We start from the raw sequence: 23,859 nt of genomic DNA on the forward strand, positions 1-23,859 counted from the left end.
CCGGGCTTTTTGCGTGGCGGAAGGCGGGTTCCCGACGGCACTCTCAACCGGACCCCGGCGCGGGTCAGGGAGGCCTGATGGGTGGGTGGAAGAATCGGGTGGGCGGGCTGTCCCTGCTGCTGCTGGGGACGCTGCCGGGCTGGTCGCAGGACGTCGGCTTCGACCGCCCGGTGGAGCTCGAGGAGCTGGTGGTCACCGCCACGCGCACGCCCCTGCGCCTGGAGCAAGTGGCCAGCGCCGTGACCGTGCTGGGGCGCTCGGAGATCGAGCAGAGCGGGGCGGCGGACCTGGCCGCGCTGCTCGAGCAGCTGCCCTTCCTGGACATCAGCCGGGCGGGCGGTCCCGGCGGGACGGCCACGCTGCGCCTGCGCGGGCTGAACGACTCGCACACCCTGCTGCTGGTGGACGGCGTGGAACTCAACGATCCCATCAGCCCGGGACGGAGCGTGGACCTGGGCACGCTGCCGCTGGAGTCCATCGAGCGCGTGGAGGTCCTGCGCGGCCCCCAGAGCGCGCTTTACGGCGCGGACGCGGTGGGCGGCGTGGTGCAGATCTTCACCCGTCGCGGGCGGCCCGGCGCTTGGGCCTCGCTTTCCGGCGGCAGCCACGGCCGGACCGGCAGTTCTGCCGGCTTCAGCCGGTTGCTGGGCCCCCTGGAACTCAACCTGGATCTGGGGCGCGAGAGTCTGACGGGGTTCTCCGCCGCGCGGCCGGCCCCGGAGGCGGGCGACGCCGACGGGCTGCGCTCCAGCCACGGTAGACTGGGTCTGGCCTGGCAGGCGCGGCCCGGTCTGCGCCTGAATGCCGACCTAAGCGGCGAGCGCTCCCGCGCCGAGCTGGACAACTTCGGTGGCCCCGGCGGCGACGACCCCGACTATCACGCCCGGACGGAACGTGCGGGCGGCCGTCTGGGGGCGGAGCTGACGCAGGCGGGCGGACAGAGCGTCGCCACCGTCTGGGAGCAGGCCACCCGGCGCGAGTACCGCAATCGTCCGGACGCGGCCCATCCCGGCGAGAGCGAGGATTCCGAGTACCGCGGCCGGATCACCCACGCGGGACTGCAGCACGTGCGCGGCCTGCCCGGCGGACACCAGTTGCTGGTCGCCGCGGAGTGGGAGCGCGAGGCGGGCGACTATCGCTACGCCTCCGCCAGCTCTTTCGGTCCCTGGCTGGAGCAACTGAGCGAGCGGAGCCAGCACCAGCTCTCGTTCGTGTTACAAGACCAGTGGACACGCGGCCCGCTGCTGCTCACCGGCTCCCTGCGCCGGGACCAGCCCGCCCAGGAATCCGCCCGGCTCACCGGACGCATGACGGCGGGGGTTGCGCCGCAGCCGGGCTGGTGGCTGCGCGGCAGCTACGGCAGCGGCTTCAAGGCCCCCAGCCTCTATCAGCGTCACAGCCCCAGCGGCAATCTGGAGCTGGCTCCTGAGCACGCCCACGGCTGGGATCTGGGCCTGGATTGGCACGCCGCGGCCCTGCAGGCCTCCTTCAGCTGGTTTCGCACCCAGCTGCAGGATCAGATCGACTACGACGCGGCCAGCTGGCGCTACGTCAACCTGGGCCGCACCACCGCTGCGGGGCTGGAGGCCGACGGCCGCGGCCCGCTGCCCGGCGGGCTGGAGTGGAGCGCGCGCTGGACCTGGCAGCACTCCGTGGACGCGCGCACGGGGCGGGACCTGCTGCGCCGACCGCGCCAGCTGGGCCGGCTGGGCCTGAGCGGGAGCTGGGGCGCGGCCCGGCTTGGGGCGGCCTGGCGCCACGAGGGCGCGCGGAGGGATCTGGACTTCAGCGCCTGGCCCGCCCAGCCCGTGGAATTGGCGGCTTTTTCCTGCGTGGACCTGCGCGCCGCCTGGGAGCCAGTCCCGCGCTGGCAGGCCTGGCTGAGCGTGCAAAACGTGCTGGCCGCGGACAGCCAGGAGATCTGGGGCTACAACGGTCAGCCGCGCGCCTGGCGGCTGGGTCTGGACTGGAACCTGTGATGAAGCATCGGTGCGGTGGTGATGCCCTGCGCCGCGCCGGGCGCGGACTCCTGCTGTTGATAGGTCTCTTGCTCGGGCTGGCACCTGTTGTCCGGGCCGCGGCGCCGCGCCGGGTGGTCAGCCTGGTGCCCAGCCTGACGGAGACGGCCGCGGCCCTGGGCGCTTCTGCGCAACTGGTGGGTCGCAGCCGCTACTGTCTGCATCCGGCCGCCCTGCGCCGCCTGCCCGACGTGGGCGGCTACCTGGATCCGGCCTGGGAGGCGCTGCTGGGCCTGCGGCCCGACCTGGTGCTGCTGACCCCCCAGAGCCGCGAGACCAGCCGGCGCCTGCGCCAGCTGCGCGTGCCCGTGCTGGAGATTTCCCAGGACCGCCTGCCCGAGATCTGGGCGGGGATGGAGACCCTGGCGGCCGCGCTGGGCCACCCGGGCCGCGGTGCGCGGCTGGCGGATTCCCTGCGGGCCGAGCTGCGCGCGCTGGGCCGGCGGCCGGCCGGACCCGCACCGGGCGTGCCTCCACGCGTGCCTCCACGCGTGCTGCTGGTGGCGGGGCGCAGCCCCGAGGCCGGTCCGCCGCGCGACCTCTGGGTGATCGGGCGCGGCAGCTGGCTGAACGACTTGTTGGAGGCCCTGGGGGCGCGCAACGCCGTGGCGGACCTGCGGCCCAGTCTGCCGGCCCTCTCGCGGGAGGGCCTGCTGGCCCTGCAGGCCGACTGGATCATCGAACTCTGGCCCTCGGGCTCGCCGCCACCGCGCTCTGCCGCCGCCCTGGAGCGCGATTGGCTGGCCTGGCCCGAGCTAAACGCCGTGGCGCGCGGGCAGGTGCGCGTGCTGCTGGACGACCGCCTGATCGTGCCCGGCCCGCGGCTGGTGGAGGGCGCCCGGCGCCTGGACGAGCTTCTGCATTCCGGCCGCTAAACCGCCTGGAGACGAGAGACAATGGTCCTGAGCGTGGAGCAGTTGGAGGTTCCGGTCAGTCCGGACTTCGTCCTGCACGACGTGGACTTCCACCTGCCCGCGGGTTCGCGCCTGGCGCTCATCGGACCCAACGGCTCGGGGAAGTCCACGCTGCTCAAGGCCCTGATCCTGGCCCTGCCCGGCCGGGGCCGCGTCCTGCTGGACGGCCGTCCGCTGGCCGCGCTCTCCGCCCGCGCCCGGGCCCGGGCCCTCTGCCTGCTGCCCCAGCAGGAGGAGGGCGGCGCGGCCTTCAGCGTGGAGGACTACGTGCGGCTGGGTCGCTATCCGCACCTGGGTTGGCTGGGGAGTTTCAGCGCACTGGATCAGGAGCGCGTGGACTGGGCCCTGGAGCAGGCGGGCTGCCGCGCCTGGCGCGCCCGGCGGCTGGGCGAACTCTCCGGTGGTGAGCGGCAACTGGTGCGGCTGGCGGCCGCGCTGGCCCAGGAGTCGCGCATCCTGCTGCTGGACGAACCAGCGGCCTTTCTGGACCCCGGGCAGCGCCGCCGGCTCTGGGAGCGCCTGGAGCACGTGCTGGCCGGCGAGGGCCTCTCGCTGGTGTTCGTCAGCCACGACGTGAACGAGGTGCTGCGCCGGGCGGACCGCTACCTGGCCCTGCAGGGTGGCGCCGGGCTGCGCTCAGGACCCGTGGCCGAACTGGCCGAGGGCGACTGGCTGGGCGATCTCTACGGCCTGCCCCTCCAGGCGCACCGGCTGCCCGGCCAGGCGCGCCCCTGGCTGCTGGAGCGCGACGCCGCCCCCGCCGCCGGGAGCGGATCCGCATGAGGCGGGCCGGCATGCCCCGGCGCGGGACGCGCTGGCCGGCCTGGCTGCTGCTGTGCCTGCTCAGCCTGCTCAGCCTGCCCTTGGCCCTGTACAGCGGCGCCCTGCCGCTGGACCTGGCCCAGGCCCTGCACGATCCCCACTCCACCAGCGCGCTCATTCTCTGGGAGATCCGCCTGCCGCGCGTTCTGCTGGGCTGGCTGGCCGGGGCCGGGCTGGCGCTGGCGGGCGCGCTGCTGCAGGCGCTGTTCCGCAACCCGCTGGCCAGCCCCTACACCCTGGGCATCTCCAGCGGCGCGGCGCTGGGGGCCGGCCTCGTGCTGGGCGTGGGCGGCGGACTGGGCGGCAGCCTGGGCCAGCTGCTGCCCGGCTGGAGCGTCCAGGGCGGCGCCTGGCTGGGCGCGGCCATCACGGGAGGGCTGGTCTGGAGCCTGGGCCGACGGGCGGACCGCCTGGCGGGCGGAGGCCTGCTGCTGGCGGGCGTGGCCCTGAACTTCACCTTCGCCAGCCTGCTGCTGCTGCTCCAGGTGCTGGCGGATCCCAGCCAGAGCCTGCGCCTGCTGCGCTGGCTGATGGGCGGCCTGGACGCCGCTGCCTGGTCCGCCCTGCCCGTGCCCGCGCTGGTCTGCGGCCTGGCCCTGGGGCTGGCCTGGCTGGGCTCGCGGGAGCTGGACCTGCTGAGCCTGGGCGCCCAGACGGCCCACACCCGGGGCCTGCACTTGCCGTGGCTGACAGCCGGGATCTTCTGGCTCTCCTCGCTGGTGGTGGCCGCGCTGGTGGCGGTCACCGGACCCATCGGCTTCGTGGGCATGATGGCGCCCCACGCCGCGCGCCTGCTGGTGGGACCCGGCCATCGCCGCCTGCTGCCCGCGGCCGTGCTGCTGGGCGGCGCGTTTCTGGTGCTCTGCGACGCCCTGGCGCGCCGGTTGGTGGCGCCGGCCGAACTGCCCGTGGGTGTGATCACCGCCTGCGTGGGCGGCCCGGTCTTCCTGCTGCTCCTGCTGCGCCGCCCGCGCTGACCCGTCGCCCGGCGGCCGCGCCAAGCACCCGGCTTGCGGCAGGCGCACCCGGCTTGCGCCGGGCCTGCTCCAGCCCTATCTTGGGGGCCCTGCGAGCGTAACTCAGTTGGTAGAGTGCCAGCTTCCCAAGCTGGTTGTCGCGAGTTCGAGCCTCGTCGCTCGCTTACAAAAAGGCCGCCCTTGAGGCGGCCTTTGTCGTGTGCTGCGCGGCGCGTCCGCGCGGCGCGGGCCTTATTCGCCCGCGGCCGGTTTGGCGGGGAAGAGCTTGATCAGGCCTTCGATGATCGCGTAGAACACGCCCATGAAGACGAACAGCCCCAGCATGCCGTTCAGGGTCACCCAGACGGCGCACTTCAGCACCCAGATCGCATGTGCATCCAGCATGAGAGTCTCCTAACTCACCAGGGCCAGGATCAGCCCGCCGGCGATGACGCTGCCGATCTGGCCCGACACATTGGCGCTCACCGCGTACATCAGCAGATAATTCGTGGGATCTTCCTTCAGGCCCATGGTGTGGATCACCCGGGCCGACATGGGGAAGGCCGAAATGCCCGTGGCCCCGATCATCGGGTTGATTTTCCGCTTGAGGAAGAGGTTGAGCAGCTTGGCGAACAGCACGCCGCCCGCCGTGTCGAAGACGAAGGCCACCAGCCCCATGGCGATGATGAACAAGGTGGCGGGGGTCAGGAACTGCTCGGCGCTCATGGTGGCCGCGATGGTGATGCCCAAGAGCAGGGTTACCAGGCTGGCCAGCTCGTTTTGCGCGGCCAGGGAGAGCTTGTTCAGCACGCCGCATTCGCGCACCAGGTTGCCGAACATCAGGAAGCCGATCAGCGCCACGCTGGTGGGCGCGATCAGGCCGGCCAGCACGGTGACGACGATGGGGAAGAGGATCAGCACCGTCCGCGAGACCTGGCGGGCGGGCGCGTCCATCCGGATCCGCCGTTCGGCCGGCGTGGTGAGCAGGCGGATCACCGGCGGCTGGATGATGGGCACCAGCGCCATGTAGCTGTAGGCCGCCACGGAGATCGGCCCCAGCAGATGTTTGGCGAAGCGCGTGGCCACGTAGATCGAGGTGGGGCCGTCGGCGGACCCGATGATCCCGATGGAGGCCGCCTCTTTCAAATCGAAGCCGAACAGCGTGGCCACCATCATGGTGAAGAAGATCCCGAACTGGGCCGCCGCGCCGAACAGCATCAGCTGGGGCATGCGAAAGAGCGGCGAGAAGTCGATCATCGCCCCGATGGCCACGAAGATCAGCAGGGGGAAGATCTCCGTCAGGATGCCAAAGCGGAACAGCAGGCTTAAGGCGCCTTCGATGTGCTGTCCGTCCACCACCTGATCCAGCGCCGCCGAGAAGGGGATGTTGGCCAGAATGGCCCCGAACCCGATGGGCAGCAGCAACCCGGGTTCATATTCCTTTTTGATGGCCAGGTAGATCAGCACCCCGCCCACCAGCATCATCACCAATTGGTCCCAGCGCAGGGCGGTCAGCCCCGCGAACAAGCCATCCATCGCGTCTCTCCCAGCTTGCCAACTCTGTCGCGGGGCGCTCTGGACCCGCCGGCCCCAAGGTAGGTGTCAACATTCTAACATGCCGGAAGCTGGCCCAATCCTTCAGCCCGAATGGAACACTGTGCGCCCGTGACTATGTGGTGATCAGCTTTCCATCCAGGAGCATCTGTCCACCCTGGGCGCAAGAAAACGGGCAGGAAGCCGTCAAGCCTCCTGCCCGCAGAGTTCAGCGCAATGCCCAGGCGGGGATTACTTCACCAGGACCATTTTGCGCGTCTCCACCTGGCCCTGGGCCTCCAGCGTGTAGTAGTAGACGCCGGACGGCAGGCCGTTGGCCTCGAAGCGCACGCTGGTCTCGCCGCGGGCGGCCAGACCGTTCCAGAGCTCGGCCACTTCCGCGCCCCGCAGGTCGTACACGGTCAAGCGGACCGGCGCGACCTCGCTCAGGCTGAAGCGGATTTCCGTGCTCGGGTTGAAGGGGTTGGGGGCGTTCTGCTCCAGGCTGAACAGCTGGGGCTGCTCCTCGGCGCCGACGAAGATGCCCGTGGCGTCGGTCTCGACGTTGTCGATCACCCAGTAGTTGCCCGAATCGTGGACGATCACGTAGGCGATGTAGCTGCCGCTGGGGGCGTCCACGTGCAGGCGACCGGGACCGTTCTCGTTGCTGTTCAGGAAGCGCAGATTGGGGCCGCCGGCGTCCATGTCGATCATCACGTCATTGACGTCATAGGCTTCCAGGTAGAAGTTGCTGTAGGCGCTGTAGCCGATCTCGAAGTAGGTGGCGTCGGCGTTGTCCACGGTGATCTTGCCGTAGCTGGAGTTCTGCGTGGCCCAGGCGCCCACGCTGTCGTTGATCCAGTACTCGCCGCCCCAGGCGCCGCTGGGGTAGCTGGAGCAGTTGTAGAGCTGCCCGTCCAGGTACACCCAGGGATCTCCCAGGTCGTTTTCGAAGGACACGCCGTTGTAGGACAGGATTTGCTGCCCGTCCTGGCCCAGCCCCATCTCAAAGGTGAACAGATAGGCGGATGCGCTGCTGCACAGGCCGGCGATCGCCATCAGGGAAAGAACCTGCTTCATGCTCATGGTCGCTCCTTTTCTGGGGCCGTCCGCTGCTTCGCACAGGACAAGCACGGCCCGTGGGTGTGGTCGTGGCGGAGGACTCCAGCCCGCCGACGTCCCGCTCCCGACAAGACAAGAGACATGGACCGGACAAGCGGCTGAAGTGCATCGAATGCTGGTTGAATCGTGTGTGAGATTGCCAATTCCCTGCCGGCAGACCGACTCCCGGCAGGCCAGCCCTTCGGTGCAAAGTCCGTGCCCACCCCCAGGGCTCAGCCTAAACAATTGACAGTGAAGAACTTGATGCCCGGCTCGACGCGGCGGATCCACCCATCTGTTCAATTCCGCGCTGCATTTCGCCGGATTTCGCACACCCAGGGTTGTGGACCTTAGGAGTGGCTGTGGCCGTGGGCATAGTGACCGCTGCAGGCCTGGCCCGGGAGCATGGGGGCCAATGTGCCCGCTTGGAAGGCGCTCAACACTTCACCGGCGGTGGCGTGCGCGGACATATAGACGCGGATTCCCGCCGCGTCCAGCTTGCCCAGCGCGCCCATGCCGATGCCACCCACGACCAGCGCGTCGAAGGTCTCACCCTGCAACGCCTGCAGGGGCATGCACATGCCATGGGCGTGATGTTGGTTGCCGTTGACAACGGCGCGGCAGGCTCCGTTCTCAACGGTTACGAAGAGAAAGGCCGGGGCCGAACCGAAATGGGAGCAAACCGGGCTGTCCAGCGCCTGGTCCGCGTCGATGGGGATGCAGAGGATCATCGCAGGGTTCCTTGTTATAGAAGTGGGCGGGAACGGGGAGGAGAGTTCCGGCTCCCCGCTCAGCCGCCCGGTGTGTCGTGCAAGCGGCAGCAGCGGCGCTCCGTCATGGTCACGGGGCCGCCTTCGATGCGCAGCGCCTTGCCATGCACCAGGGCGTCGGCCACCTTGCGGTGGGCCGCCTCGAGGATGCGACCGAAGGTGGCGCGCGAGACTCCCATCCGCAGGGCCGCGTCCTCCTGGTACAGGCCGTCAAGGTCTGCCAGGCGCAGGGCCTCGAACTCGTCCAGGGTCATCGCCACCTGCTCCAGCTCGCAGAGCGGCAGGCCCTGGGGCTTGAAGAGCGCCGCGGCGGGTTGGCCAGCGATGCGTCGACGGCAAGGGGGTCGTGACATCGTTCCTCCTGGAGCGCTAATAATGGGCATATGATCATAAATCGCAAGCAACTGAGACGTTCCGTCGATGCCGAACTGGCTCAGTGACGCCTGCCACGGCGCTGGGAGCACGCATCCGGCCACGTGCGACCCTCCCGGGCCTACCGTTGCCCACCGGGGACGGCCCGATGTTGCGGTTTAGTCGCATGCGGCTCGCCACCGGGCTCTCCACTATCAGGCCGATGCCCGCCGGGACCTTCAGCCTGGGCGCCGTGGCATGCAATGACCGCCCCTCAGACTGCGGCCAATCGTGGCAAGTGGATCCATCGCCGGGGGCAGGGAGAACCATGACGAGCACAGGAGGCGGGGCGTGGGCGGACAACGAAAAAGGGGTCCCGGTTTCCCGGAACCCCTTTATCCTCAAGTGCACCCAAGAGGAGTCGAACCCCTAACCTTCTGATCCGTAGTTACAACTCCTCCACACAAGCCCCGTCGAGACTCGTCCAGCCTTGTCCATAAAGATCAAACATATCAAAGACTTCGCCTATCTGCGCTTGTGACAGAGCCCTGAAAACTCCATGCTCTTGCAGGCTAGTTGAGTAGACGGAAAGTAGACGGGTGGCAATGCCCGGTGTTTCCTGGAGGCAGCATGCGCCGATTTCGATTTACGCAAAAGACCCTTGAAGATCTGCGGACTGACCTGCCGCGCGAGTACGTGTATGACGAGCAGATACGCCTGCTGGCCGTGATGGTCACGCGGGCCGGTTCTAAGTCATTCTACGTGCTCAAGACGCGGGAAGGAAAGAAGAAATTCGTCCGCATTGGCTCCGTAGCGGAAGTGCCAATTCCGAGGGCGAGAACCCTAGCGGCGGAAATCCTGCTGAAGGTCGCCACGGGGGAGGAGGTCGGAGCCCCAAAGGCGCGTGCCGCACGCGCTGGCGCATTCACACTGGAGGTCGCCTACCTGGAGTACCGACGGTATTTGGAGCAGCATCGCAAGCCCAACACGATCTACCAGTTCAACCGCCAGTGGGAAAAGTTCCTAAAGCCATGGGCGGGGGACAGACCCATGAGGTCAATTCGCCGTCACGAGGTGGTTAACCTGCACCAGCAGATCGGCGAGCAGAACGGCCACCACCAAGCCAACCGCGTGATCGCCTTCCTGCGCGCCATCATCAACCGGGCCATCCGCGAGCACGAGCTGGCCCTTGCCAACCCGGCAAACGCCATCATGTTTTACCGTGAAAACCAGCGTTCTCGCAGGCTGATGCGCGAGGAAGTTCCTGCCTTCTTTCGCTCCGTGGATGATGAGCCCAATGTGGACATCAGGGACTTTATCCTGGTGTCCTTGTTCACCGGCGCACGCAAGTCCAACGTGCTCTCGATGCGTTGGTGTGATATCTCCCTGGACCGCGGCGTCTGGATCGTGCCAGCCAGCGACTCGAAGAACAGCAAAGAGCTGGACGTCCTCCTTTCGAAGCCCGTGTTGGACATCCTCCAGACGCGCCTGCAGCATGTGCGTGGCGAATTCGTCTTCCCGGGACGCGTCGGGCGCACGAACCAGCACATGATGGATCCCAAGATGGGCTGGTACCGGATCTGCGAGCGGGCAGGGATGACCGATCTGCACATGCACGACCTGCGCCGCAGCCTGGCCTCCTTCCAGATCGACGCCGGAACGCCGCTGGAAGTGATCCAAAAGACCCTGGGGCACGAATCCAAGACCACGACAGAGATCTACGCGAGGATGGCCTTGGAAACGGTGCGGGCCAGTGTGGAGCGTGCGGCCGAGGACATTCTGCGGGCGAAGAAGGGATGAATCATTCCACCGGCACACCACCAGCGCGACTTGGCATCCTTCTGATCAACGCCGGCACGCCGCTGTAAGTGTTACAAAAGACCAAGTGACCACTGAGATCTGCGTCAGACTGCGTTGGATCCCGTTCGGGCGAGTGTCGAGAGGGCGGCAGAAGAGATGCTGCGGCAAGCGAAAGCACCCAAAGAAACCGACCTCACTGCTTGATCCTCCACCACAAGGCAGCAGGGGGGCCGGCCAGCACAATATACTGGCCGGCCGCACCCAGTTGGCTCAGTTCTGTGCCCGGAAGACGACTCCATTCGGTGTGTTACCCACGTTGATGGTATGCAGCACCGCGTGCGAATTCACATCCACCACGCACACCGTACCCGCGCCCTGATTGCTGATGTAGGCCTTGCCAGCGCCGTCAAACGCAATCGCGTGCGCGCCCATCCCAGTTGGCGTTTCCCCCAGGCGATCGTCCGCATCTGCATTGAAGAACACGACTTGGCCATGGTCCGCGTCCGTCACCCAGAGCTCGCCATTGGGGGCCAGCGCCGCCATGCCGGGAGTGAAGCCCAGGTTGTAGGTGTGATGCATTGTCATGCTCATGGCGTCCATGACCATGATCGTCATCGAGTGTTCGCAGTCGACGTACATCATGCCATTAGCGCCCGGCCAAGCACCCACTGGGTCCTCACCCACGGGCAGGGTCTCGAGAACCGCGCGGCTTGCCACGTCAATGATCGTGACGGTGTTGGAGCCTGTGTTGGCCACAAAAGCGCGCATGCCGTCCGGGCTGAAGGTCACCTCTGCCGGCATGTTCCCCACCGGGATCTCCGCCAGGATGTCCAAGGACTCGGCGTCAAGGACCAGGACGCTCCCAGGCATGGTCATCTGGGAAGTCCAGAGCTCGGTTCCATCGGGTGATGGTGTCACGTTGTGATTGGGCGCCGGCAATTGGCAGGAGGCCAGCATGGCCCCTGTGTGCGCGTCCATCACCATCACGGTTCCATGAACTCCGTGTTGCATGCCATCATCCCCATGCCCCATGCTCAAGTCGTAGCCAGGTGCGGAAACGACCAGCTTGGAGCGATCAGGACTTAGGTAGCCATGATGGATGTAATTGACGCCGCTTAGCTCGATGGTGCCGGTGACCGCCTGTGTGGTCGTGTTGATGACCGAGATCGAGCTTTCGGCTCCATTGAGGACGAACACAGCGTCGTAGGTGATGGAGGCGATCGGCGTGCTGGCGGGGCCGTCGGTCCCATCATCCCCCGATTCGCAGCCCATCAATAGCGTCGCCAGCGCGATGGGTGCGGCCCACAGCGCGGCCTTCCTGAGGCGAAGGGAGCTGAACATGTCTCTTCCTTTCAATATTAGGGCGAACTACTTTTGTGTATTTCGCCAAACTTCAAGACCAATCGAATTCAAAGCTTCACTAACACATGGCACGATGCCAGGCCACGCTCCTTCAGCGTGATCCCTGACGGGGTCAGGCAGGCAAGACCACGCGGAACTCCGCTCCGCCCTCCGGACGATTCTCTTCCTCGATCCAGCCCCCATGCTCATCCATCAAACGGCTGGCGATGGACAAGCCCAACCCCGTGCCTTCCGGCCTTGTGGTGAAGAAAGGGTCAAACAATTGTTCCCGGTGGGCGGGATCCACTCCCGGTCCTTCGTCGCGCACGCTGATCACGTGCACGCTCCCCTGGGGTCGGGCGAGCCGCTCGTAGACGATTTCAATAAGGCCTTGGTCCGGACTGAACTGCACGGCATTGAGCAGCACGTTGAGCAGGACCTGGGCCAACCGGTCCGGATCGCAGGAGAGGCTGACGGAGGCCGACGAGGAGGCCTCGATGAGGATTCCCCGCAAATTAGCCTGTGGGCGAGCCATGGCCGTGGCACGTTCGATGACCTCGGAGACCTCGACCTGCCGCACCTGCAAGGCCGCCGGGCGGGCGAAGGCCAGGAAGCGCTCCAACAGTCGCTCAAGACGCACGAGTTCCTGCTCCAAGATGCCCACGAAGCGTCGACGGGGCGATGTCTCGGGAACCTCTTCACCCACCAGCGCGGCGGCGGCTTTCAGCGTGGCCAGCGGATTGCGGATCTCGTGGGCCAGGCCCGCGCTCAGCTGTCCCAGGGCCTGCAGGCGCCCAGTCCTGATCACCTGTGCCTCGATCTCCCGCATGTGCTCCATCTGCTGCTCCAGCTCGGCGCGTGCGCGATGCTCGCGTTCGACCAGAAGGCCCGTGACCAGGGCCACGACGTTGTAGAGCAGGATCTCCAGGACTTTGTTGGCCGTGCCGGTGGGATCGTGGTGCAGCATGGACCCTTGGTGGTCCATCATCATGAAGGCGTGCGGCAGATAGAGAACGGAGGACACCACGGCCACGGCCAGCGAGCCCCGCAGCCCGAACAGGAAGGCCGCCAGGATGATGGGCATGTAGTACAAGCGCCTGAGGATGTCGTGCAGCCAGTCCTCCGTGTCCGGCGTGAGAAAATGCGCCGCGGTGATGACCAGGATGGGAAGCCACAGCCAGAGCAGCGCCTTGCGCGTGACGGGCCAGGCCCACGGGTCGATGGGGATTGGGATGGGCATCAGGCTTGCCCTCGGGCAGGAATGCCGAATTTCTCCATGCGGTGCAGCAGGAGATGGCGTGGGATGCGCAAGAAGCGGGCCGCCGCGCTCTGGTTGTCGTGGTTCATCTCCAGGGCTCGGACCAGGATGGCCCGCTCAAGCTCCAGCAGGGACACGCCCTCAGGGGGCAAGTCGACGCCGGCGGCCGAGATGATGGGCGCGCCTGGTTGAGTCCCTGACGGAGCCAGGAATTCGCCCGAGAGCAGGGTGTCGTCGGAGAGCAGCGCCGCGCGCTGGCAGAGGTTCTCCAGTTCGCGGACATTACCGGGCCAGGGCATGGCGCGCAGCCGACCGGCCACGTCGTCGGGGATGCGCCACTCCCTTCCCCCGCTGTAGCGGGCCAGAAAGGCGCGGGCCAGACAGACGACGTCCTCCGGCCGCTCACGTAGCGCAGGCATGCGCAGCGGCACGACATTCAAGCGGTAGAAAAGGTCCTGGCGGAAGCGCCCCGCCGTTACCTCGGCCTCCAGCGGACGATTGCTGGCTGCCAGCACGCGCACATCCACGGCGACGGGTCCGTCCGCTCCCACCGGATCCAGGACCCGCTCCTGCAGGACGCGCAGGAGCCGGGACTGCAGATCCAGATGCATTTCCGCAATCTCATCGAGGAAGAGCGTGCCGCCCGCGGCCTGACGGAAGCGCCCGGCCCGATCCTGCACGGCTCCGGTGAAGGCTCCGCGCACATGCCCGAAGAGTTCCGACTCCAAGAGGTCGTGCGGCAGGGCGCCACAGTTGACCGCCACGAAGGGTCCTCCCTGGCGCGGGCTGGCGGCGTGGATGCGACGAGCCAGCAGTTCCTTGCCTGTGCCGCTTTCGCCTTCGATCAACACGGTGGCGTCGGAGGCGGCAATGCGGTCCGCCGTGGCCAGCAGGGATTCCATCCGCTCCGAGATGTGGATGAGGGGCTTGCTCCCGCTGTCCGCCTGCCCTCGAAGTTCGCGCACTTGGCGCCGCAGGCGCGCATGCTCCATGGCGCGACGGACCGTGAGCCGGAACTGGTCGCGGTCGCAGGGCTTGGGTAGGAAATCGAAGGCGCCGGCCCGCATGGCGGCCACCGCGTGCGGCACGTCGCCGAAGGCCGTCACGACGATGACCAGGAGGTCGGGATCGAGGCCGCGAGCCTTTGCCAGCAAGGTCAAGCCGTCCATGCCGGGCATGCGCAGATCGGTGATCATGAGCGGAAAGCTGTCCAACGCCAGACACTCCAGCGCTTGCGCGCCACTCGCGGCCTTCTGCACGGGATAGCCGTCCTCCTCGAGCAGGAAGCACATGACTTCGAGATAGTTCGTGTCGTCGTCGACAAAGAGGATGCGTTCACTCATCGGATGGGTCCCGTCTCAACTCATGTGTCGGGTCACTGACGCCCGCCTTCTCAGCCCCAAGATCGCGCATTCCATCAGGCGGCTTCCGGCGCCGTGGTGGCCCGTCCGACTTTTCTCAACTCCGTGCGCAGCATCCACAGCTTGTAAACAGCGGGATAGACCAGCAGCTCCAGCGCGAAGGACGTGATGAGCCCGCCGATCATGGGCGCGGCAATGCGCTTCATCACGTCCGACCCCGCCGAGGTGGACCACATGATCGGCAAAAGGCCCATGAAGGCGGCGGTCACGGTCATCATCTTGGGCCGCGCACGCTTGACGGCGCCGTGGATCAGGGCCTCGTCCAGCTCGGCGCTGGTGGACAACCGGCCCGCCTGCCGCGCCTCGTCGCAGGAGAGGTCAAGAAACAGCAGCATGAACACACCCGTCTCGGCGTCCAGGCCCAGCAGGGCGATCATGCCCACCCAGGCGGCGATGGAGACGTTGTAGTCCAGCAGCCAGAAGAGCCAGATGGCTCCCACGGCCGAGAAGGGCACGGCCAGCATCACGAGCATGGCCTTGAAGCCCGAGCGCGTGTTGAGGTAGAGCAGGAGGAAGATCAGGCCAATGGTGACGGGAATGATCAGCTTCAAGTGCTCGCGCACGCGCTGCATGTTCTCGTACTGGCCACTCCAGAGCAGATTGGTGCCCGCCGGCAGCTTGACGGCGGCGGCGACCTTGGTCTTGGCCTCCTCCACGTAGCTGCCCACGTCCCGGCCGGCGATGTCCACATAGACGTAGCCGGAGAGGAAACCGTTCTCGTCGCGCAGCATGGAGGGCCCGCTGGCGATGCGGATGTCGGCCAGCTGCCCCAGCGGGATCTGGGCGCCACCCGGCGTGGGCACCAGCACGCGGGCCAGTTGGTCCACGTCGCTGCGCAGCTCGCGCGGGTAGCGCAGGTTGACCGGGAAGCGCTGGCGGCCCTCGATGGTGGTGGTCACCTCCTCGCCACCAATGGCGCTGGCGATGACCATCTGCAGGGTATTCACCGTTAGGCCGTGGCGGGCCAGTTGCGCGCGGCGCGGCTCGATGTCGAGGAAGTAGCCGCCGGCCACCCGCTCGGCATAGACACTGCGCGTGCCGGGCACATCCCGGATGGCGCGCTCGATCTCGGAGCCCACGCGCTCGATCTCCTTCAAATCCCCGCCCATGACTTTGATGCCCACCGGCGTGCGCACGCCCGTGGTCAGCATGTCGGTGCGGGCCTTGATGGGCATGGTCCAGGCGTTGGTCACGCCCGGCGTCTTGAGCGCGCGGTCCATCTCGTCCACCAATTCGTCCCACGAGAGGCGGTCGGGCCAGATCGGCCGCAGCAGCGGCTGCAGGAAGCCCGGGACCCAGGACGAGTACCAGCGTTCCTTGCCGCGCCATTGGTCGTGCGGCTTCAGCACCACCGTCGTCTCCATCATCGAGAGCGGAGCCGGATCGGTGGCCGTGTCGGCCCGACCCGCCTTGCCGAAGACGCGTTCCACCTCGGGGAATCCCTTGATGATCTGGTCCTGGGTCTGCAGCAGCGTCTGCGCTTGGCTGACGGAGATGCCCGGCAGCGTGGTGGGCATGTAGAGGATCGTCCCCTCGTTCAGGGGCGGCATGAATTCCGTGCCCAAACGAAAGTAGACGGGCAAGCTGATTGCGACGATCGCCAGGGCAGCTCCCACGGTTTTCCAGGGATGCCGAAGGACTAGCCGGCAGACCGGATCGTAGACGCGGAAGATCGCCCGGCTGACGGGGTGGCGCTCCTCGGCGTGATAGGTGCCGACGGCCACGCCGCTGGCCAGGCGCGCGATCCAGCGCGGGCGGAAGTGGAAGGGCTCGATGCGGGCGAACAGCATGCGCAGGGCCGGGTCCAGGGTGACGGCCAGGAGCGCGGCCATCGCCATCACCAGGTTCTTGGAGAAGGCCAGGGGCTTGAAGAGCCGGCCCTCCTGGTCCACCAGGGCGAAGATGGGCAGGAAGGCCACGGCGATCACCAAGAGTGAGAAGAAGACGGAGGGCCCGACCTCGGTCAGCGCATCCAGGCGCACCTGATGGAAGTCGCCCTTGCCTCCCGCCGCCTGCCAGCGGTGGATGCGGTTGTAGGCGTTCTCTACCTCGACGATGGCTCCGTCCACCAGCACACCGATGGAGATCGCCAGCCCCGCCAGCGACATGATGTTGACGCTGATGCCCAGGAAGTAGAGCGGGATGAAGGAGAGGAGCACGGCAATGGGAATGGTCAGGATGGGCACGATGGCCGAGGGGATGTGCCAGAGGAAGAAGAGAATCACCAGAGAGACGATGATCATCTCCACCGTCAGCTCATGCTTCAAGGTCTCCAGTGCCCGGTGGATCAGGTCGGAGCGGTCGTAGGTCGTCACGATCTCGACGCCTTCGGGCAGCGAGGCCTTGAGACCCTCCAGTCGCGCCTTGACCGCTGTGATGACGTTTAGCGCGTTCTCGCCGTGGCGCATGACCACGATGCCGCCCACGGCGTCGCCCAGCCCGTCCAGGTCGGAGATGCCGCGCCTGAGCTCCGGTCCGTAGCTCACGCGCGCCACGTCCTTCAAGAGGACCGGCACGCCGCCGGGTCCGCTCTTCAGGACGATGCCCTGGAAGTCGGCCAGCGCGCGGGCGTAGCCCCGCACGCGGACCATGTACTCCACGCCGCTCCACTCCACCAGCCGGCCGCCCGTCTCGCCATTGGACTCGCGGATGGCCCTAGCCACTTCGTCCAGCGGCAATCCGTAGGCCGCCAGCCGGTTGGGATCGACGCTGATCTGCACCTGCCGCACGTAGCCGCCGATGGAGGCGACTTCCGAGACGCCGGGCACGGCCTGCACGGCGTAGCGCAGGTTCCAATCCTGGAAGGCGCGCAGCTCGTCGAGCGAGTGCGTGCCTGAGCGGTCCACTAGCGCATACTGGAACACCCAGCCCACGCCCGTGGCGTCGGGGCCCAGTTCCGTCTTCACGCCCTGGGGCAAGCCGGATTGGATCTTCGAGAGGTATTCCAGCACGCGGGAGCGGGCCCAGTAGAGGTCGGTGCCGTCCTGGAAAATCACGTAGACGTAGGAGAAGCCGAAGTCCGAGTAGCCACGGATGGCCTTGACTTGTGGCGCACCCAAGAGCGCGCTGACGATGGGGTATGTCACCTGATCCTCGATCAGGTCCGGCGAGCGGTCCCATTTCGAGTAGATGATGACCTGGGTGTCCGACAAGTCCGGCAGCGCGTCCAGGCGTGTCTTGCCCAGCAGGTTGATGGAGACGGCGCACAGCGCGACCACCGACAGGAGGACCAGTATGCGGTGGTGGGCCGACCAGGTGATAATGTGCCGGATCATGGCGTCACTCCAGCTTTGGTCTGTATCAATTTGCCTGCGCTTCCAGGGAGCCGCGGATGCGCGCCTCGGAATCCAGCAGGAAATTGCCCGCGATGGCGACGCGCTCGCCCTCCCGGAGCCCGGTCAGGACCAGGGCCTGGCCGCCGCCGCGCTGCCCCGTGCGAATCTCCCGCGGGGCGAAAGTGCCGGGCTCCGTCTCCACGTAGACCACCTGGCGCAGGCCCGTGTCCAGCACGGCGGAGTCGGGGATGAGCAGGCCCGCGCGCGGCGCGACCTCTGTCTCCACGTCCACGTACATGCCGGGTTTGAGGGCCTGGGCCGGATTGTCCAGGCTGGCGCGGACCCGCAGGGTGCGGGAGTCGGGATCAAGGGCGGGCAGGATCTGGGTCACGCGGCCCGACAGGCGCAGGCCGGGCTGGTCGGGCTGCTCGAAGGCCAGGCTTTGTCCCACGCGCACCAGGGCCGCCTCGCTTTCGGAGAAGGCCGCCTCAACCCACACACGCGAGAGGTCGGTTACCGTGAAGAGGGCCTCGCCGGCCTCGATGCGCTGCCCCTGGACCACCTGCTTGGCCATCACGTAGCCGCTGACCGGCGAGCGCAGGGTGACGGTCCGCTGCGCCGCGCCCCCCTGGTCCAGCTCTTGGATCAGGGAGGCTGGTACGTCCAACAGTTGCAAGCGCCGGCGGGCTGCCTGCACTAGCGCGGCTGTGCCCAGTTGCGCGTCGCCGGTGCCGGCGCTCCGGGCCGCCTTCACGGCCTGCAAGAACTCCTCCTGTCCAGCCAGGAGATCAGGCGAGTACAGGGAGAGCAGGGGATCGCCCTGGCGCACAAACTGGCCGGAGGTGGCAACGTGCAGGGTCTCCACCCAACCGGCGCTCTTCAGAGAGACCTGGCGCACGCGGGCATCGTCGGCGGTGATCGTCCCCACGGTGCGGATGCGCCGACCCAGCTCGCCGCGGCGGGCGGCTGTCACCTGCACTCCCGCCTGCCGCATCCCCTCGGCATTCGTCCGGACCACGGCCAGGCCGGGAACCGTGCTCCTGGCCTGGCCGACATCCTCGTAGACCGGTACGTAATCCATGCCCATCTCGTCCTTGGCGGGAGTCGGCGAGTGGACGGCAGGGTTCATAGGATTGCGGTAGTAGAGGAGCCGCCCCTGGCTGGTGGTGGCCGGCGCAGCCTTCACGACTTTCTTCTCAAGCGCCATGCCGCACTTGGGACAGCGCTCCGCCTTGTCCGACACGACCTCCGGGTGCATGGGGCAGACATACTGCGCCGCCGCTGGAGCGGCCGCCTTTGGCTTGGACGGCACCAGGTCCATGCCGCAGGTGGGGCAACTGCCCGGACTGGCGGAGTGAACTTCGGGGTGCATGGGGCAGGTGTAGGCCAGGCTGTCCGGGGCGGCGGAAGCCGACGCAGACGTCTTGCCCACCGCGCTGTCGCTCGTGTCGGCCACAGCGGGAGTTCCGCCCCGCGTGGACTCGACGGGCACAAGCCGCATGCCGCAGATCGGGCAGTCGCCCGGCTTCTCGCTGACATAGGTCGGGTGCATGGGGCAGTGATACTGGACGGCTTCTACCGTCGTGTGATTGCTTCGCAGGCTGACGACCGTGGCGGCGCCGATGCCGGCCAGGCCGATCACCAGCAGGACCCACAGCAGCGTGCGTGTGCCGCGTTTCATGGCGTGTCTCCTCTTCCTTGCGCGCTCGTGGCGCGCGGTCCCAGGGCCTCGATGCGGGCCCAGATGCTCAGGCGGTCGGCCTCGGCCTGTGCCGACTCCGCGCCCGCCTCAAGCAGCAGATTCAAGTCTTCCACGACAAGGGCGAATTCCCCCCTGCCGGCGGCGTAGGCCGCCAGCGCGGCATCCAGGGCGGACTGGCTCTGCGGCAGGATGGTGGTTTGGAATTCGCGAAGCGTCTCCTGTGTGCCGCCCCACTCCGCCACTAGGCCGGCCAGATCCGTGGATAGGCGGGCGCGTTCGGCCTCCAGGGCAGCCTCCGCCGCCTGGAGATCGTGACCCGCGGCCTCGCGGAGTCGGTCCTGCTTGCTGCGCTTCCAGATGGGCAGGCTCATGCCCAGTCGCAGCATGACCACCGGCTCTGGCATCGCGGTCATGCCGCCTCCGGCACCGACCATGAAGTCGGGACGGCCTTCCAGACGAGCCTCCTCGAAGCGACGCCGGGCCGCGAGCACCTCGGCCTGCCTCATGAGCAGCTCGGGCGAGGCCTCAATTCCGGCGCGCAGGCTGTCGGGCGGCGGCGGCACCACACTCGGAAGCGCAGTGATTTCGCCAAAGGGATGATCCGGCGCCTCGCCCAGCAGGCGATTGAGCTCTGCCACAGCGCCGGTGCGTTCGGCCTTCAGCCCGGCCGCCTGCTGGCGGATGCGTGCCGCCTGGATCTCCAGCCGCAGAACGCTCTCCTGATCCACCTGGCCGGCGCTCAGTCGCGCGGACATGGTGCGGATCGCTGCCTCGATCAACTGGCTGGCGACGGCCAACACGTGCCCACGCCGGTCGATGGCATAGAGATCTGCGTAGTGTGTGCGCACGGCGATCACGACTTCAGCCATACGCTGCAGCCGTGCCGCCTCGCGGGCGGTCACCTCCGCCTCAGCCACGGCCCGGCGCGCGCCCCGCTTGCCGGGGAAGGGCAGTTCCTGGCTGAGTTCAAGGGTGAGGGTTGAGTTGTCGCCTGGAGGCAGGCCCATGGCCTGCCCACCCAGTTCCAACGCGGGATCAGGCAGTGCCGCTGCGGGTGTGACACGCGCCTGGGCGGCCTTCACGGCGGCCTCCATCTCTGGTAGCTCAGGTGCCTGCCGCAGGGCTCGCTGGACCAGGGAGTCCAGAGACACTTGCCCGCTGGCTGGCATTGTGCCCAGCAGCACGAGGGAAACCAGGAAGAGGAGGACTGGACGCACGGGGCACCTCACCGAATCCATTACATCTCACTGTGTGCGATGATTCCACCCTGATGGCCAGCACTCAGGCTCAGCGCCAGGACAGCGACCAACACGACCCAGTAAGCGACTCGCAATCCGGTCGACGGGCGGCGTCGCAGCAACAGTCGAAGACCTGCGGCCAGCCCCATCAACACACATCCGGACAACGCCAGATTGCGGTGGAAGCGAATCACCTCCTGCAGCGCCGGCGCGGCGGACGCCATCTCGTGGGCGTGCAGCAGACCCGTGACGGCCGTGGGGAGAAAGCTCAAAGCCGCCAGGATGGCCAGGGGCAGGCCCATCTCGGGAATCGGACGCCCGCGGAACATGGACCAGCCCTCCAATAGGACCAGAAGAAGAACCCAGGCGATGGGGAAGTGGACGATGGCCGTATGCAGATCAGCCGCTCGATCCAGGATCGCACCAACAAGAGTAGGGCTATCTTCTGAAGATCCATTGCCCATTTGCATGCCTGCGTGAACTGTGCCTGTCTTGACGGCTTCAGCGACAGGTTCAATCGAGGCGGTGTCTGACGATGCTGCGACAGTTCCTGCCGCCTCGAGATGGTCCTCATGCGAATGGGCAGATGCAGAACCCATGATGAACAACAGGCAGCAGAAAAGGGCTAGAATCCAGTGAGGCTTGGTATTAGCCTTGGTTGCGATGAGACGAGATCCTCGAATCGACATGTTGGCCTCCCTTTTCACAGTGTGTGGCAAGCCTTATGCCAATTCGAGCGACCAAAATTCTATTGATAAGCAAAGACTTAATGTCAGGTCGAGCCAGTTGTCCGCTCCTTTGTCGACATGTCTCCAACGACCTGGAGAAATCTCTCCAAAGGTGGCTCAGCATCGATGAGCTCCGACAGGCTGAAGGCAACATGCTGTCGTTCGTATGGCGGCGGGTGGTAAGGGTCGCCTCCGCAGAGGCCTTTCGCGCAAGTGCTTGATCGCAAAGAAATTCGAAGTCTTGAGTACAACAGGTCAGCTGCTGGAGCAGGCAAAATCCCATACAAAACTCAGTTGGCTGAAGACTTTGCGCGGAAGCCATGGATTGACAACGGGGCTTCCAGGGTATGTTGCACCCCCACCTATCTTGGCTCCCGTAGCCTCACGCTCACCGCCTCCCTTGGAGCCAATCATGTCTTGCCTGAATAGATTCCAGCCCCCCGCCGATCGTCGGCGTGTTCATCATTGCGCCCTCTCCCGATCCGTTCTGCTGATCCTCTTCTAACCCGGACCGACAGTCAAGGCCTGGCTGATTACCAGGCTTAAGCAGGGACTTGTCTGCCCGGGCTTCCTCATGCCCATTCCATTCCCGTGAAAAGCACGGGCCGGGTGATCCATGCCTGTGGGTCTCCTGGGCGGACTCTGTCCACTCCCTTCATCTGTTGGCCCGGCGCGCATCAGCGCCCGGGTTTAATCATGCCTCTTGGCGGCTTCGCGCCGGCGCTGACCCAGCGCTGGAGCCATCGTGCTGCCCTCCAAACAAGACGCCTTCACGCCCGCGTCCACCACCGATTACCTCGCACTCGCGGCTCGCGAGCCGGCTTTGCCGCCCACGTTGACAGACTTCCTGGCTCTGCTGGGACCGGCGGCCAAAACCCAGCAAGCGGCCCGCCAAGCGGCTCTCAGCGCCTCCATCCACCATCTGCAGGCGGGCGTGCCCGAAGCCGCAAGCATCCAGCTCTGGCTACTCGTCTCCTACGCCCCGGCGCTGCAGGCCTTGGCTGGTCGCTATCGGATGACGGGCAGCAGCCTGGAAGAGACCGAGAGTTCGGTGATCATGGCGTTCCTGGAAACCCTGATGGGACTGGGGGAAGGGCGCCTGACGAACCCGTGTTTGGCGCATGAGCTCCTGCGTGACACCAAGCTCAGGCTTCGCGTTGCCCAGGGATTGAGGGACTACCAGCGTGTGGCGAAGGTGACCATCGCGCCCGACGAAGTCGTCATGCAAGACCATGTCCCGGATGAGCGCGTCGACGCCTACCAATCCCTTCAGGATCTGATCCAAGACATGCCCCTCACCGATGCCGAACGGGGCCTGCTGGTCGGTCTCTACGTCTACGGGTACTCGCTGCAAGAGATGGCATCCATGTTGGGCGAAGCCTACGACACCACGCAGAAACGCCACAACAGGCTGCTAAAACGGTTGCGTCAAAAAAGAGAGAGAATCTCCTGACCCCTGTCCGATTTCGGCCTTTTCGCCGCCCCTTTGGTGGGAAAGGACGAAGGAGAGACAGGATGTCCGAGCCCAATCCCACCGACGCCACCAAGGTGGACCAGATCGAAGCCCGCGTGCGCGGCGCCTTCCTGGAACTGGCCCTGACGGTCGGCGGCATCGTCGCCGAACACCCGACCCGTGACCCGGTCGTGTTTGCCCTCAGCCGCTCCGTGGAAAGGGCCTACCGCTCCTGCATGGCGCCCCTGGCCGACTTGCGCGAGAGCGGTGTTGGCGAGCCCCAGGCACCCATGATCAATCTGCGCAGGCACCCGGCCATCCTGCACCTCCTCTCCGTCATCGAGACGAAGTCCAGACACGAGATCCAGCACTAACCCACACCACAAGGAGGACCCACCATGGGCCGGTTCGATGGCATGAACAAGACCTACGAGGAGCACGACCTGCAGAGCGGGCGCTACCTCAAGTTCGAAGACGGAGACAAGCACCTGGTCGCCTTCCTGGGCGAGCCCCACATCCGGGCGGTCTATTGGGATGGCGCGACCTACCACCCCTGGACCGACGGCTGCGGGAAGGAGAAGACACTCAAGACCAGCATGAACGTGGCCGTGCTGGAGAACAGGAACGGCGTCTATCAGATCAAGGCCGTGAAGGTCCTGGAGAACTCGAAGACCTTCTACAAGCAGGTGTCCAAGATGGACACCAAGTACGGCGTCGACAACCAGGTCTTCGAGATCGAGCGCACCGGCACGAAGGCCAAGGACACGAGCTACACGGTGCTGCCCGAGGCCACCATCACCCCCGCCCTGCGCGCCCAGCTCGACGCCCTGGACCTCTACGATTTGACGTCGGACGGCGGTGAGGATGCCGACGACAAGAAGGGCGGCGGGCCCAAGAAGCCCGAGCCCGCGGCCATCCTCACCCAGACCGATGGCGATGCGCTCATCGCCCGCCTCAAGGCACTGAAGGCCACGCTGGGCGACGCCCAGGGCGGCCAGATGATGAACGACTTCCTGGCCACGTTCTCCATCGCCAAGATCCGCGACCTGCCGGCGGGGTCCCTCTCCGTAGCCCAGACTTGGGTCACGCAGGAAGAGGAGAACGCGCGGCACGCGGCCAACGACGGCGACGTCCCCGGCGATCCCTTCGCCTGATCTCTGCAGCCCCCACATCCGGGC

General features: G+C 66.7%; 20 protein-coding genes and 1 tRNA gene. 9 read left to right on the forward strand and 12 right to left on the reverse strand.

Annotation, left to right across the window (positions count from 1 at the left end; all coding sequences use genetic code 11):
- Positions 1-77: 77 nt before the first annotated feature.
- From WC326_01530 to WC326_01550, 5 genes are all read left to right on the forward strand, one after another.
- Positions 78-1,979, forward strand: coding sequence for a TonB-dependent receptor (locus WC326_01530; GenBank protein MFA7329730.1), 1,902 nt, complete (start codon positions 78-80; stop codon positions 1,977-1,979).
- Entirely contained in the window at positions 1,979-2,893 is a 915-nt protein-coding gene (locus WC326_01535) for a helical backbone metal receptor (protein MFA7329731.1), read from the forward strand. Before WC326_01530 ends, WC326_01535 begins: the two co-directional genes overlap by 1 nt.
- 21 nt (positions 2,894-2,914) lie before the next feature.
- Positions 2,915-3,715 (forward strand): ABC transporter ATP-binding protein, encoded by an 801-nt coding sequence (locus tag WC326_01540; GenBank protein ID MFA7329732.1) that lies wholly within the window; start codon positions 2,915-2,917, stop codon positions 3,713-3,715.
- Positions 3,712-4,731 carry an iron ABC transporter permease gene (locus WC326_01545; GenBank protein ID MFA7329733.1) on the forward strand — a complete coding sequence of 340 codons (1,020 nt, stop codon included), beginning with the start codon at positions 3,712-3,714 and terminating at the stop codon, positions 4,729-4,731. Before WC326_01540 ends, WC326_01545 begins: the two co-directional genes overlap by 4 nt.
- A 91-nt stretch (positions 4,732-4,822) precedes the next feature.
- A tRNA-Gly gene (locus WC326_01550) sits at positions 4,823-4,895 on the forward strand.
- A gap of 67 nt (positions 4,896-4,962) precedes the next feature.
- Here WC326_01550 and WC326_01555 read toward each other — a convergent pair.
- From WC326_01555 to WC326_01575, 5 genes are all read right to left on the reverse strand, one after another.
- The gene (locus WC326_01555; GenBank protein ID MFA7329734.1) at positions 4,963-5,115 is read right to left on the reverse strand and encodes a hypothetical protein; all 153 of its coding nucleotides are present in this window, start codon (positions 5,113-5,115) and stop codon (positions 4,963-4,965) included.
- A 9-nt stretch (positions 5,116-5,124) separates the two neighbouring features.
- Positions 5,125-6,246, reverse strand: a complete 1,122-nt coding sequence (locus WC326_01560) for a sodium ion-translocating decarboxylase subunit beta (protein MFA7329735.1) — start codon at positions 6,244-6,246, stop codon at positions 5,125-5,127.
- A gap of 249 nt (positions 6,247-6,495) precedes the next feature.
- On the reverse strand, positions 6,496-7,329 hold the full coding sequence (locus tag WC326_01565; protein MFA7329736.1) for a T9SS type A sorting domain-containing protein: 834 nt from the start codon (positions 7,327-7,329) through the stop codon (positions 6,496-6,498).
- 365 nt (positions 7,330-7,694) lie between these two features.
- On the reverse strand, positions 7,695-8,075 hold the full coding sequence (locus WC326_01570) for a NifB/NifX family molybdenum-iron cluster-binding protein (protein MFA7329737.1): 381 nt from the start codon (positions 8,073-8,075) through the stop codon (positions 7,695-7,697).
- A gap of 59 nt (positions 8,076-8,134) precedes the next feature.
- Positions 8,135-8,467, reverse strand: coding sequence for a DUF134 domain-containing protein (locus tag WC326_01575; protein MFA7329738.1), 333 nt, complete (start codon positions 8,465-8,467; stop codon positions 8,135-8,137).
- 628 nt (positions 8,468-9,095) lie between these two features.
- On the opposite strand from WC326_01575, the gene WC326_01580 reads away from it, so the two are divergent.
- Positions 9,096-10,265 carry a site-specific integrase gene (locus WC326_01580; protein ID MFA7329739.1) on the forward strand — a complete coding sequence of 390 codons (1,170 nt, stop codon included), beginning with the start codon at positions 9,096-9,098 and terminating at the stop codon, positions 10,263-10,265.
- A 270-nt stretch (positions 10,266-10,535) separates the two neighbouring features.
- Here WC326_01580 and WC326_01585 read toward each other — a convergent pair whose 3' ends face one another.
- The 7 genes from WC326_01585 to WC326_01615 all read right to left on the reverse strand — a co-directional run bounded on the left by WC326_01585 (position 10,536) and on the right by WC326_01615 (position 21,189).
- Complete coding sequence (locus tag WC326_01585; protein ID MFA7329740.1) at positions 10,536-11,606, reverse strand: YncE family protein; 1,071 nt, start codon at positions 11,604-11,606, stop codon at positions 10,536-10,538.
- A gap of 133 nt (positions 11,607-11,739) precedes the next feature.
- A complete protein-coding gene (locus tag WC326_01590) occupies positions 11,740-12,846 on the reverse strand; it encodes an ATP-binding protein (protein ID MFA7329741.1) in 1,107 nt (368 codons plus the stop codon).
- Positions 12,846-14,207 carry a sigma-54 dependent transcriptional regulator gene (locus WC326_01595; protein ID MFA7329742.1) on the reverse strand — a complete coding sequence of 454 codons (1,362 nt, stop codon included), beginning with the start codon at positions 14,205-14,207 and terminating at the stop codon, positions 12,846-12,848. The genes WC326_01590 and WC326_01595 overlap by 1 nt, the downstream gene beginning before the upstream one ends.
- Positions 14,208-14,281: 74 nt before the next feature.
- Positions 14,282-17,560, reverse strand: coding sequence for a CusA/CzcA family heavy metal efflux RND transporter (locus tag WC326_01600; protein MFA7329743.1), 3,279 nt, complete (start codon positions 17,558-17,560; stop codon positions 14,282-14,284).
- A 25-nt stretch (positions 17,561-17,585) separates the two neighbouring features.
- The gene (locus WC326_01605) at positions 17,586-19,241 is read right to left on the reverse strand and encodes an efflux RND transporter periplasmic adaptor subunit (GenBank protein ID MFA7329744.1); all 1,656 of its coding nucleotides are present in this window, start codon (positions 19,239-19,241) and stop codon (positions 17,586-17,588) included.
- The gene (locus WC326_01610) at positions 19,238-20,500 is read right to left on the reverse strand and encodes a TolC family protein (GenBank protein ID MFA7329745.1); all 1,263 of its coding nucleotides are present in this window, start codon (positions 20,498-20,500) and stop codon (positions 19,238-19,240) included. The genes WC326_01605 and WC326_01610 overlap by 4 nt, the downstream gene beginning before the upstream one ends.
- Positions 20,500-21,189: a hypothetical protein gene (locus WC326_01615; protein MFA7329746.1), complete on the reverse strand. Its 690-nt coding sequence runs from the start codon at positions 21,187-21,189 to the stop codon at positions 20,500-20,502. Before WC326_01615 ends, WC326_01610 begins: the two co-directional genes overlap by 1 nt.
- A gap of 784 nt (positions 21,190-21,973) precedes the next feature.
- Between WC326_01615 and WC326_01620 the strand changes: the two genes are divergently transcribed.
- The 3 genes from WC326_01620 to WC326_01630 all read left to right on the forward strand — a co-directional run bounded on the left by WC326_01620 (position 21,974) and on the right by WC326_01630 (position 23,835).
- Positions 21,974-22,681 carry a hypothetical protein gene (locus WC326_01620; protein MFA7329747.1) on the forward strand — a complete coding sequence of 236 codons (708 nt, stop codon included), beginning with the start codon at positions 21,974-21,976 and terminating at the stop codon, positions 22,679-22,681.
- Positions 22,682-22,743: 62 nt separating this feature from the next.
- A complete protein-coding gene (locus WC326_01625; GenBank protein ID MFA7329748.1) occupies positions 22,744-23,055 on the forward strand; it encodes a hypothetical protein in 312 nt (103 codons plus the stop codon).
- A 24-nt stretch (positions 23,056-23,079) separates the two neighbouring features.
- A complete protein-coding gene (locus WC326_01630) occupies positions 23,080-23,835 on the forward strand; it encodes a hypothetical protein (GenBank protein MFA7329749.1) in 756 nt (251 codons plus the stop codon).
- Positions 23,836-23,859 lie beyond the last annotated feature (24 nt).

The organism is Candidatus Delongbacteria bacterium, from assembly GCA_041675285.1.
Classification (GTDB): domain Bacteria; phylum CAIWAD01; class CAIWAD01; order CAIWAD01; family CAIWAD01; genus CAIWAD01.

What these genes read in the sequence shown, in the direction of transcription:
- WC326_01530 (MFA7329730.1), top strand. Translation starts at nt 78, where the DNA reads ATGGGTGGGTGGAAGAATCGGGTGGGCGGGCTGTCCCTGCTGCTGCTG.
- WC326_01535 (MFA7329731.1), top strand. Translation starts at nt 1,979, where the DNA reads ATGAAGCATCGGTGCGGTGGTGATGCCCTGCGCCGCGCCGGGCGCGGA.
- WC326_01540 (MFA7329732.1), top strand. Translation starts at nt 2,915, where the DNA reads ATGGTCCTGAGCGTGGAGCAGTTGGAGGTTCCGGTCAGTCCGGACTTC.
- WC326_01545 (MFA7329733.1), top strand. Translation starts at nt 3,712, where the DNA reads ATGAGGCGGGCCGGCATGCCCCGGCGCGGGACGCGCTGGCCGGCCTGG.
- WC326_01555 (MFA7329734.1), bottom strand. Translation starts at nt 5,115, where the DNA reads ATGCTGGATGCACATGCGATCTGGGTGCTGAAGTGCGCCGTCTGGGTG.
- WC326_01560 (MFA7329735.1), bottom strand. Translation starts at nt 6,246, where the DNA reads ATGGATGGCTTGTTCGCGGGGCTGACCGCCCTGCGCTGGGACCAATTG.
- WC326_01565 (MFA7329736.1), bottom strand. Translation starts at nt 7,329, where the DNA reads ATGAGCATGAAGCAGGTTCTTTCCCTGATGGCGATCGCCGGCCTGTGC.
- WC326_01570 (MFA7329737.1), bottom strand. Translation starts at nt 8,075, where the DNA reads ATGATCCTCTGCATCCCCATCGACGCGGACCAGGCGCTGGACAGCCCG.
- WC326_01575 (MFA7329738.1), bottom strand. Translation starts at nt 8,467, where the DNA reads ATGTCACGACCCCCTTGCCGTCGACGCATCGCTGGCCAACCCGCCGCG.
- WC326_01580 (MFA7329739.1), top strand. Translation starts at nt 9,096, where the DNA reads ATGCGCCGATTTCGATTTACGCAAAAGACCCTTGAAGATCTGCGGACT.
- WC326_01585 (MFA7329740.1), bottom strand. Translation starts at nt 11,606, where the DNA reads ATGTTCAGCTCCCTTCGCCTCAGGAAGGCCGCGCTGTGGGCCGCACCC.
- WC326_01590 (MFA7329741.1), bottom strand. Translation starts at nt 12,846, where the DNA reads ATGCCCATCCCAATCCCCATCGACCCGTGGGCCTGGCCCGTCACGCGC.
- WC326_01595 (MFA7329742.1), bottom strand. Translation starts at nt 14,207, where the DNA reads ATGAGTGAACGCATCCTCTTTGTCGACGACGACACGAACTATCTCGAA.
- WC326_01600 (MFA7329743.1), bottom strand. Translation starts at nt 17,560, where the DNA reads ATGATCCGGCACATTATCACCTGGTCGGCCCACCACCGCATACTGGTC.
- WC326_01605 (MFA7329744.1), bottom strand. Translation starts at nt 19,241, where the DNA reads ATGAAACGCGGCACACGCACGCTGCTGTGGGTCCTGCTGGTGATCGGC.
- WC326_01610 (MFA7329745.1), bottom strand. Translation starts at nt 20,500, where the DNA reads ATGGATTCGGTGAGGTGCCCCGTGCGTCCAGTCCTCCTCTTCCTGGTT.
- WC326_01615 (MFA7329746.1), bottom strand. Translation starts at nt 21,189, where the DNA reads ATGTCGATTCGAGGATCTCGTCTCATCGCAACCAAGGCTAATACCAAG.
- WC326_01625 (MFA7329748.1), top strand. Translation starts at nt 22,744, where the DNA reads ATGTCCGAGCCCAATCCCACCGACGCCACCAAGGTGGACCAGATCGAA.
- WC326_01630 (MFA7329749.1), top strand. Translation starts at nt 23,080, where the DNA reads ATGGGCCGGTTCGATGGCATGAACAAGACCTACGAGGAGCACGACCTG.